Here is a 9,711-nt window from a genome sequence, read left to right as displayed (position 1 = left end):
GACATACCGCGCTGCTCACCGGACTCCTTGATGTGCTCGTACTGACGCTCGCGCTTGGGGCTGGAACCTTTGGGCATGACACATCCCTTTCTCGACAGTGTCGGGTCACCGTCATGCTCGGCTCTGCCGGAACACCGCGCACCTCCGCCAGGCCATACGAGGACTCCCCCTGGTCTGCCCTCAGGTGCATCCCCCCGCCCGGGCGACCGGCCTCCGGTGCTGCGTCGGCGGTCCCCTCCTGCGACTGCTACTGCGGTTGTCGGCTGTCCGGGCCCGCCGAGCCCAGGGGGCCGGGCAGACGGTGGGTGGCGACGAGCTGTTCGGCGGCGGCCAGGGCGCGGTGGAGCGCCTGGTGTCCGAGGAGGACGCAGAGGGTGTAGCCGACGTCCTCGTAGCGGGCACGCAGGGACTGATCGCCAGGGCTGCTGAAAGTACGCCTGCGCAGGTCGCGGAAGCGGGCCAGGTGATGGCGCAGGGTGTACGGATCGGGCAGCAGGGCGGGCTTGCCCGCCGGTGCGGCGGCCAGGGCGCGGTCGACCGCGTTCCGCAGGGCCTGTTCGACCCGCGGCGGGACGGGTGGTCCGTCCCCGCGCAGGGCGACTGCCGCACGTGCGGCCTCCTCGAGGCCCACCCTCGCCGTACGCGCCGCCTGAGCGAGCACCTGCCGCGCGGTATCGGCGTTGCAGGGCAGCAACGCCATCAAGACGCCGGTGGCTCGGCCCATGTCCGTCGAACCGGTCGGACCGCTCGGGGCGGTCGGACCGGTCGGCCCGGTCGGCCCGGTCGGACCGGTGGGCGCGACGCCCGCGCTGCCCGCGCCGTCCGTGTTGCCGTCGCCCGCTTGCCTTGAGTCCTCGGGCAGGCCGGGGGACTCGGGATACGTGCTGGTCAATGTCCCTCCATACGACCTGGCGCAGGCCAGGGTGGAGTCTGTGTAGCAGGAAGAGGCACGCGGTCAGGAAGGACACGCCCGCCCTCGCACGAATGCCCCCTGAAGCGCAACAGCGGTCGCTGAGGTTGACGAGGCTCGCCCGGGTGGGCGAGGAGGGGGCGCGAGGATCGTGATGGTCGCCGGCACCGGTCGGAAGGGCACTGCCGGTCCTCAGCCCGCCGCCGGGGACGGGCTCGCCCCGAACCGGGGAACCTCCTCCACCGTGACGTCCAGGCGCAGCCGCTTGAAGCGCGCCGGGTGCCGGTAGACGCCGCCATGGTCGACGGCGGTGTCGGCGCTGATCTCCGCGACCAGCTCCGGCTCGACCAGGGTCACCTCCAGGACGTCCCGGCTGCCCCAGGCCGAGGCGAACCGCAGGCCCGTCCAGGGGTGCCCGGGGCCGGCCACCGTCAGGTTCCCCCCGACCAAGCGGGCGGCTTCCGGGCGCAGGGGTGCCGTGCGGCCGATCGTGTGGAGGTGGCCGTCCGGGTCGTGGCGGCCCAGGACGAGCAGCTGGGGCCGGGGCAGGGTGCCGGTGACCGCGCCGATGATCGCTTCGGTGGTGTCCCGGTGCTTGAGTTTGTGCCAGCCCCTGTATCCGGGCCGGTAGGGCTGGTTCATGGCCTTGACCACGATTCCTTCGATCCCGGAGATCTCGGTCCACGACTCGAGCCAGTGCTGGGCTTTGATCAGGTCGGTCGTCATCGGGCACAGCGTCCAGGGTTTCGAGAGCCTGTGGGCGGTGAACAGGGCCTCCAGCCGGAGGCGGCGCTGACGGTAGGGGTGGCGCAGCAGCTCGATCCCGTCCTGCTGCAGGACGTCGAAGGCGATGAAGAACACCGGCAGGGACGCGGCGAGCCCGCGGGCGGTACGGCCGCGGGCGGCGGTGCGGCGCTGCAGTCCCTCGAACGACAGCCGGCACGCCTCCGTGTCCCAGGCGACGAGCTCACCGTCGAGGACCAGGCCTTGCGGCAGCTGTCCGGCGGCGGCCACGAGGTCGGGGAGGCGGTCCTGGATCAGCGCCCCTCGCCGGGTCTGCACCAGCAGCCGGCCCCCCGCCCCGGTGGGGGTGAACAGCAGCGCCCGGTAGCCGTCGAACTTCTGCTCGAACGCCAGCTCGCCCAGCACGGCGGAGCCGGGCACCGACTCCACGGCCTGTGCCAGCATCGGCTCCACCGGCGGTCGCAACATCCCCGGTCCTCCTCACGGTCGCCCCTCTTCCAGGGTCACCCGACCAGCGGACCGATGGGCCGCACACGGCGCGGTGAGCGAGGACACGGAAAAGCGGGCGCCCGGGGGTGGAGCCGGGCCGGTCCACGTCCTACGGTGGAAGCAGGCGGCCGGGCCTCGAGCGGCCACCGGCCGCCCCACCAGTGGGCACCTGCCCCTACCTCCCCCTTTCGAGCAGGTGCCCACCCACCTGCCACCGGCACCCCGGGCGCCGCGCACACCAGCGGCGAGGTATCAGGGACCCCGGCGCTGGTATGCGCGGCGCGCGGGAGGGCAGGCGGACCTCATGGCCGTTCTCGTCGGCACCTCCGGATGGCAGTACCGGGACTGGTCGGGCGTGCTCTACCCGCCGGGCCGGCCACAACGGCTCTGGCTGGAGGAGTACACGCGGCACTTCCCCACCGTGGAGCTCAACAACGCCTTCTACCGGCTGCCACCGCCCGAGACGTTCACCCAGTGGCGCGCGCGGACACCACCCGGCTTCGTCATGGCCGTCAAGGCGAGCCGCTACCTGACGCACATCAAACGCCTGCGGGAACCGGAGGAGCCGGTCCGACGGCTCGTGGAGCATTCCGCTCCCCTGGGCGACCGGCTCGGTCCGGTGCTGCTCCAGCTCCCGCCCACGCTGCGCGCCGACCCTGCCGCGCTCGACGCCTGCCTCGCGTGCTTTCCCCCCGCCCTGCGCATCGCCGTCGAACCACGGCACGAGTCGTGGTGGACGGCGGAAGTCCGCTCCGTGCTCGTCAGCCGCGGCGCGGCCCTGTGCTGGGCCGACCGCCGGTCGCGGCCCGTGACGCCGCTGTGGCGGACGGCCGACTGGGGATACGTACGCTTCCACGAAGGCCGTGCCCAACCCGCGCCCCGGTACGGCCGGACGGCCTTGCGCAGCTGGGCGGACCGGATCGCGGACACCTGGCCCCGGGAAGCGGACGTCTACGCGTACTTCAACAACGACACCGGCGGGGCAGCCGTTGCAGACGCGCGGGCGTTCGGTCGTCTGACAGCGGGACCGGCGGCCCTGTGACCTGACTAGGGCCGGCTCTCGGACCGCGGGCACGGCCCGCACACGCGTCCGCGTCCGCGCGCCGCGGCGCTTCAAGGCTTGATCGTCAGTGCTTGATCGTCAGTGCTTGATCGTCAGCTCCGCGCAATGGGTGACGACCGACCCAAGGGTCTGCCCGCCGACGTGGAGCCCGCGCTGCGTGCGCGCGCCGTTCCCGCGTTCGTGCAGGTGGGCTATGGCTTCCCGGACCCGCTCGTCGTCGCCGTGGTCCTCCAGCGCCTCGCGCACGTGCTGGTACAGGGCCTCCACGGCGTCCTCCGCAGACGTCTCCCGCATGGTTTCGGGGTGCAGCAGGGGTCCGTCCAGGCCGGAGCGGCCTGCTCGCCAGGAGGCCAGGCGCAGCAGACTCGTACCGATCCTGGCCGGGGGCTGCCCGTTCTGCCAGGCGCGGGACGCGGTCTCGACCAAGCCGCGGATGAGGGCGGCGAGCAGGACCGGGGTGGAGGCGTCCAGGCAGACGTCGGCGACGCGGACCTCCACTGTGGGGTAGGTGGCCGACAGGCGGGCGTCGAAGTAGATCATGCCCTCGTCGCGCAGGGCTCCGGTGTCGATCATCGCCTGGACCTGCTCGTGGTAGCGGTCGGCCGAACCGAAGATGTCGACCGGGCCGGCGGAGGGCCACCGGTTCCACACCCGGCTGCGGTAGCTGGCGTAGCCGCTGTCCTCGCCCTGCCAGAAGGGGGAGTTCGCGCTCATCGCCAACAGGACGGCCAGCCAAGGTCTGATGCGGTCCAGGACCGCGACCCCTTCTTCGTCCGAGGCGACCGACACGTGGACGTGGCATCCGCAGGTCAGCTGTTCCTGCGCGGTCAGTCCGAACTGCTCGCCCAGCCACCGGTAGCGCCGGCCGACGTTCAGCGACGGCTGGACGGGCAGCGGGGATGTCGCCACCGCCGCCACGACGGCCCCGGCGCTCGCCGCGTGGTGGGCCGCCTCTCCGCGGATGCGGACGATCTCGTCGTGCAGCTCGCCCATCTGCGTGAGCGGTTTGGTGGCGAACTCGAGCTGCTCCTTCTGCAGTTCCTTCTCGAACTCGTGGTTTTGCCGACCGCTGGTGCCCTGATGCTGCCAGGCACTGCGCTCCGCGGCCGCGAGCACCGCGCCCGATACGGCGACCGGGGCACCACTGTGTGCGTCCACGAGCAGCAGCTCTTCCTCCACGCCTACGCTTCGCATGTCACCCCTGTGGCTCGAACCGTCAGATGCCCCGCACATGCCCTACCTCCTCTCGTCCATGCCGCCGTCCTGCGCGTTTGCCGCGCGTCAGCCGGGCAGACGGCCCCCAGGAGGTGATGCCTGGTGGCGAGGTGGCTCCATGCCCCGGGAAGACTGCAAGTGAAGTCGGCGGCCGCTGATGCCGCCGCGTACGTGTGGCGGGGCGTGCGGAAGCCGGGCAGTGAGCGGGACGACCTGCTTCTGGGGGCGAAGACCGTCGTGGCGGCCATGGTGGCGTGGACGCTGGCCCGCTACTTCCTGCCCCCGGCCGTGGCGACGTTCGCCCCGTTCACGGTGATGGTGGCCTTGCAGGGGACCCTGTACCGCTCGCTGCGCGACTGCGCCCAGTACGCGCTGGCCGTGTCGGTCGGCGCGACGCTGGCCGCCACGCTGGCGGCCACCGCCAGCATCCACGGCTGGACCTTCGGCCTCCTCACCTTGGCCGCGCTCTGGCTCGGCCGCATCGGGCGGCTGGGCCGGCAGGGCACCCAGGTCGCCATCGTGGGGTTCTTCGCGTTCTCCTCCGGACAGGGCCGGATCGACTACATCGGACACCTGGCCGCCTCCGTGGCCATCGGCGCCGTCTGCGGACTGGCCGCCCACGTCGTCCTGGCTCCCGCCCGGCACGCCCGTCACCGCCAGCGGGACGCAGCCGGTCTCTACGCGGAGACGGGCGAACGGATCAACGGCCTGGCCGATGCCTTCGAGGCGACCGCTCCCGACGCCCACCGGGTGCGGCAGTGGCGCCACGACTGGCGACGCCTCTCCCGCGACTGCGACACCCTGTACCGGAGCGTCGAGGCGGAAGAGGAGAACGGCCGCCTCAACCCGCGACGCAGCTTCGAAGGCGCCGACCAGGCCCTCCCCCGAACCCGCGCGGCGATCACCACCGCCCACCGTTCGCTCGACCACCTGCGCTCCATCACGCGCACCCTGGACCACGCCGTCGACAGCCGGGAGATCGCAGACCTGCCGCGGTCCTTCCGCAGTGGTTTCGCCTCCGTGCTGAGGGCCTCGGCCGGTGCCATGGAGGAGATCGGGCAGACGCCCCGCACCGACGACGGACGCCTCGCCGACATGATCGAGGATGCGACCTCCCGACTCGATCGGGTCCAGGAGCGCTCCCTGACGCATCCGGCGCACCCGGCAGACCGGCCGGCGGCCCCGACGCTCCAGGGCACCCTGCTCACCGACGCCGCGCGCCTGCTGGCCGAGCTCCGCTCGGGCAGACACGCACTGAGCCGTGCCTGAGCCGTCGTAGGACGTCATGCGCCGGAATGCGCACCACGGTTCCGCCGCCCAAGATGGGTGCCACACCATTCCCGCGCTGCTGACAGGAGCCGATCTCATGCCGGCACGAAGCCATGTAAGGACGCGTTCGTGACGGGGACGATGTCCGAGGTTCGGCTGCGCAAGGGGCCGTTGGAGCTGTGGGTGCATCCCAGGGCACAGTCCCGATGACTCGAAACCCTCCGCCGGAACCCACCACGGACGGGCGCTACGTCCTCATCAACGGCAGGCGCTGGCGCGCCACCGACCCGGACCTGCCCGCCGATGCCGCCGCGCGTCTGCGCGCTCACCTGATGGCGGCCCGCCGCGCCGTCGGCGCCGCCCTGCGCGCGCACGACGAGGCGGCGGAGCGTGCGGCCAGGCGGCGCGTGCACACGGCGAAGGTGGCCCTCGGCGAACGCGGCACCCCGTGGTGGGAGCAGACCGACGCGGAACGCCGCGCGCGGTGGGTGGACGGCGTGGCAGCTCTCGACGAGCCGTAATCGGCCCTGTTCCGGACGGAGTTCGGGAGGGCGCGGCGGCGAGCGCTCCCGCCGTGCAGGGGGCCGGGCCCCCGGCGGCACCGCCCCCTGCAGCCCTCAGGGCTCCCACAGGCGGACGGCGAGGGCGGCGATGTCGTCGTCCAGGCGTCCTCTGCTGTAGCGGAGGAGGTCGCGGTGCAGAGCCGAGAGCAGTTCGCGGGGCGGTGTCGGGGGCTGACGACGCATCCAGGCTGCCAGGGGGAAGAACTTCCCGTCGCGGGCGCGTGCCTCGGCGATCCCGTCGGTATAGAGGAGCAGCAGGTCGCCGGGGGCGAAGTCGAAGGTGTCGACGTTGTAGTGGTCGCCGATGAGCTCGGCGAGGCTGAGCAGGGGCGAGGGGGTGGCCGACTCGAGGACACGGAGTTGGTTGCGGTTCACGAGCAGCGGTGGGGGGTGTCCGCAGTTGAGGATGTCGATGCGTCTGCCCTCGTGCGGGATCTCGACGAGCAGGGCGGTGGCGAAGCGCTCCATCGGTCCGTCGGGAGGAAAGGCCGCGTTGTAGCGCATGCTGCTGGCGTCCAGCCTGCGTGCGACGTTGACCATGTCGCGCTCGCCGTACGCCGCCTCCCGGAAGGCGTTGACGATCGCCGCGGCCGCCCCCACGGCCGGCAGGCCCTTGCCCCGCACGTCACCGATGAGCAGCCGGACCCCGTAGGGGGTGTCGACCACCTCGTAGAAGTCCCCGCCGATGCGGGCCTCGGCCGCGGCCGCGAGGTACAGCGACTCGACCTCGACCTTTCCCAAGCGGCGTGGCATGGGGCTCAGCACCACCTGTTGTGCCGCGTCGGCGACGAGCCTCACCTGAAAGAGGGTGCGCTCCCGCTGGAGCCGGACGTGGCTTCCGTAGGCGGCGGCCACGGTGACCGCGATGATCCCGGCGGCCGTCCACCACGTTCCCAGGTCGGGGAAGACGAGGCTGAGGCCGATCATCAGGAGGAGGCAGACCGTACCGAGCAGGACGGTGGGCAGGACCGGCCACATGGCAGCGGCCAGGGCCGGCGCGGCGGGCAGCAGACGGCTGAAGGCCATTTCCGGCGGAGTGGCGTAGGCCAGGCTGGCGATCACGACGGTCAGAATGACCGGCGACAGCCGCACCAGCATCCCCCGGCCATAGCGCCGAGGGAGCCACGGCCGTCCAGACTCGATCACATTTCCAAGACTATCCGCGCAATAAGGGCATAGCGCTCTGACGGACAGAGCCGACCGCCCCGACCTCTCCCCCACTCCTCGGCCCCGACACCCGCCTCCCCCCGCCCGCGCCGCCCGTGTGCTGCTGCCACCGAGCAACCCGCGCAGGCGCGCAAATCGAACACATGAGGGAATAGCGAGGGTGCCGGCAGGGCCCACACCGCACGGCCGGGTGCAACAGGCGTCGATCCGGTGCCCCTCTGTATCGCGATGGGCCACACGGGTGGTGCGGGCTCGGGCGGCTGCAACCCCACTCACCCTCCCTGCCGTCCGGGTGGGGGAGGCCGGAGGTCGGCCGCTGGGTTCGGCTCAGAGGAGCCGAAGGGATAGATAGTATTCGCCGACTGCGGACAGGTACGTGTGGTCCGCCGTGTCACTGTCCGTGGTGAAGCGGGGAGCGGCTTTGATCTGCTCCCGGCTCGGTGCGACCTTCACCGTCCGCGCTCCGGTGTCTATGGCGGTCACGGCCCCGGCCGGTATCAGGACGCTCCTGCCGAAGACCCACATGCCGGTGTCGACCACCAGGTGCTGCATACCCGGCTGGTCCTGCTGGCGGTCCACGTGCCCGATGGCACCGTCAGCGGCCTCCACGGTGAAGCCCACGAGCGACTGCCGGGCGGAGTGGACGCTGTCCGGCCCGTATGTCCACATACTTCCCACTGACCGATCTCCTCGTCTTCGGCAACCTGTCCAGCAGCCTCAGGGGCTGGTATCGCCTGCTCTCATTCCCCGGTACCTGTGGGACAAGCGAGGTCGGGGCCGGGGCGGTCGGGGTGATACCGGATCCGTCCACGAAGTCGTCCCCGGCGCGCGATCCCCTCAGCGAAACGGCTCCGCCCTCGGGAGAGGGGGAGCCGTTTCCGCATGAGGCGCTGCGTCGTTCAGGCGTGGCTGTGGTTGCGCTTGTTCCCGGTGACCAGCCGGTAGACGGCGAGCAGGATGACGGAGCCGACGATGGCGGCGATCCAGGTGGAGAGGTCGAAGAAGCCGTCGATGGAGTCGACACCGAAGATGACCTTGCCGAGCCAGCCGCCGAGCAGGCCGCCGGCGATGCCGATGAGCATCGTGATGATGATGCCGCCCGGGTCCTTGCCGGGCATCAGCGCCTTGGCGATGAGGCCCGCGAGCAACCCGATGAGAATCCAGGCCAGAATGCCCATGATGCGTCTCCTACCTCGATGGATAAAGCCGGTGTCAACGACCGTCTTCACCGCTGGGCAGCTTCGAAACGTCCCGGGCTCTTGATCATTTCTGTCGGCGGGTTTGGGTCGAGCGGTAGCGGGACGGTGAGATGCCGAATCGGCTGACGAAGGCCTGACGCAGGGACTCTGCCGTTCCGAATCCGCAGCGGGTGGCCACCCGTGCCACTGGCAGTGTGGTTGCCTGCAGGAGCTGGGCGGCGGCTTCGGTGCGGGCCCGTCGGACGTAGTGGCCGGGTGGCTGCCCGAGGTGTTCCGTGAACAGCCGCGTGAGGTGACGTGGCGTCACCCCCGCACGCGCGGCCAAGGCGGGCGTGCCGAGATCGTGGTCCGGGTGGGCGGCGATGTGCTGGACGAGGTCACGGACGATGTCGTTGCGGGGCGGTGGGGCGGCGGTGAACAGGCTCATCTGGGCCTGGTTGCCAGGCCGCTGGAGGTAGGTGACCAGGTCTCGGGACACCTGGCGGGCGAGCTCGGGGCCGTGGTCCTCCTCGATGAACGCCAGGGTGAGGTCCAGCGCGCTGGTGATCCCGGCCGCCGTGTACACGTTGCCGTCGCGGACGTAGATGGGTGCGGCGTCCACGGTGACGCGGGGGTGGCGGGCGGCCAGTTGGGCGGCGAACCGCCAGTGCGTCGTGGCCCGGCGGCCGTCGAGCAGGTTGGCGGCCGCCAGCACGCTCGCTCCGGTGCACACGGAGGCTATCCGCCGGCTCTCGCGGGCGAGACGGCGGACGTGACCCACCAGCCGCGCATCGGCCGCCGCCCGCTCGAAGCCCGTACCGCCCGAGACGATGAGCGTGTCGAGGGGACCGACGAACCGTTCCAGGCCGTGCTCGCTGTTCAGGGTGAGCCCTGAACCGCAGGTGATCGGGGCTCCGTTCGGTGCGACCACGACCACCCGGTACGGGACGTCCGGCTCGCCGATGCCATTGGCCATGGCCAAGGTCGTCGTCACGCACGCGATGTCCAACAGCTCGGCCGACTCGTAGCCGACCACCACCACAAGTCGCTCAGCCATGGGGCGATCCTAGGCCGGAAGGACAGCCACCCCAAGCGGTCGGACACAGGCGATCC

Annotated in this window: 10 protein-coding genes; 3 read left to right on the top strand and 7 right to left on the bottom strand. The window is 71.5% G+C overall.

The genetic code is table 11. From position 1 onward, the window contains the following. Positions 1–247: 247 nt before the first annotated feature. Both AB0D44_RS22785 and AB0D44_RS22780 read right to left on the bottom strand, forming a co-directional pair. Positions 248–892: a DUF5133 domain-containing protein gene (locus tag AB0D44_RS22785; RefSeq protein ID WP_362593976.1), complete on the bottom strand. Its 645-nt coding sequence runs from the start codon at positions 890–892 to the stop codon at positions 248–250. A gap of 210 nt (positions 893–1,102) precedes the next feature. Beyond that, complete coding sequence (locus AB0D44_RS22780) at positions 1,103–2,122, bottom strand: ATP-dependent DNA ligase (protein ID WP_362593973.1); 1,020 nt, start codon at positions 2,120–2,122, stop codon at positions 1,103–1,105. A 325-nt stretch (positions 2,123–2,447) separates the two neighbouring features. Here AB0D44_RS22780 and AB0D44_RS22775 point away from each other — a divergent pair, with 325 nt between their 5' ends. After that, complete coding sequence (locus AB0D44_RS22775; protein WP_362593970.1) at positions 2,448–3,185, top strand: DUF72 domain-containing protein; 738 nt, start codon at positions 2,448–2,450, stop codon at positions 3,183–3,185. 99 nt (positions 3,186–3,284) lie between these two features. Here AB0D44_RS22775 and AB0D44_RS22770 read toward each other — a convergent pair whose 3' ends face one another. Continuing rightward, the gene (locus tag AB0D44_RS22770; RefSeq protein ID WP_362593966.1) at positions 3,285–4,400 is read right to left on the bottom strand and encodes a glutamate--cysteine ligase; all 1,116 of its coding nucleotides are present in this window, start codon (positions 4,398–4,400) and stop codon (positions 3,285–3,287) included. A 159-nt stretch (positions 4,401–4,559) separates the two neighbouring features. Between AB0D44_RS22770 and AB0D44_RS22765 the strand changes: the two genes are divergently transcribed. Both AB0D44_RS22765 and AB0D44_RS22760 read left to right on the top strand, forming a co-directional pair. After that, a complete protein-coding gene (locus AB0D44_RS22765; RefSeq protein WP_362593963.1) occupies positions 4,560–5,690 on the top strand; it encodes an aromatic acid exporter family protein in 1,131 nt (376 codons plus the stop codon). 206 nt (positions 5,691–5,896) lie between these two features. After that, positions 5,897–6,211: a hypothetical protein gene (locus tag AB0D44_RS22760; protein ID WP_362593960.1), complete on the top strand. Its 315-nt coding sequence runs from the start codon at positions 5,897–5,899 to the stop codon at positions 6,209–6,211. A 96-nt stretch (positions 6,212–6,307) separates the two neighbouring features. On the opposite strand, the gene AB0D44_RS22755 is transcribed toward AB0D44_RS22760, so the two are convergent. From AB0D44_RS22755 to AB0D44_RS22740, 4 genes are all read right to left on the bottom strand, one after another. Further along, positions 6,308–7,351 carry a PP2C family protein-serine/threonine phosphatase gene (locus AB0D44_RS22755; protein ID WP_362593957.1) on the bottom strand — a complete coding sequence of 348 codons (1,044 nt, stop codon included), beginning with the start codon at positions 7,349–7,351 and terminating at the stop codon, positions 6,308–6,310. A 396-nt stretch (positions 7,352–7,747) separates the two neighbouring features. Further along, positions 7,748–8,098 (bottom strand): PRC-barrel domain containing protein, encoded by a 351-nt coding sequence (locus AB0D44_RS22750; protein WP_362593954.1) that lies wholly within the window; start codon positions 8,096–8,098, stop codon positions 7,748–7,750. Positions 8,099–8,319: 221 nt separating this feature from the next. Next, a complete protein-coding gene (locus AB0D44_RS22745; RefSeq protein ID WP_362593951.1) occupies positions 8,320–8,598 on the bottom strand; it encodes a GlsB/YeaQ/YmgE family stress response membrane protein in 279 nt (92 codons plus the stop codon). An 85-nt stretch (positions 8,599–8,683) separates the two neighbouring features. Then, entirely contained in the window at positions 8,684–9,655 is a 972-nt protein-coding gene (locus AB0D44_RS22740) for a GlxA family transcriptional regulator (protein WP_362593948.1), read from the bottom strand. Between the last annotated feature and the right edge of the window lie 56 nt (positions 9,656–9,711).

It is taken from the genome of Streptomyces sp. NPDC048349, from assembly GCF_040651925.1.
Taxonomy (GTDB): Bacteria; Actinomycetota; Actinomycetes; order Streptomycetales; family Streptomycetaceae; genus Streptomyces.
The sequence above is the reverse complement of the archived record's forward strand: the minus strand, read 5'-3'. Positions and strand labels throughout refer to the sequence as shown.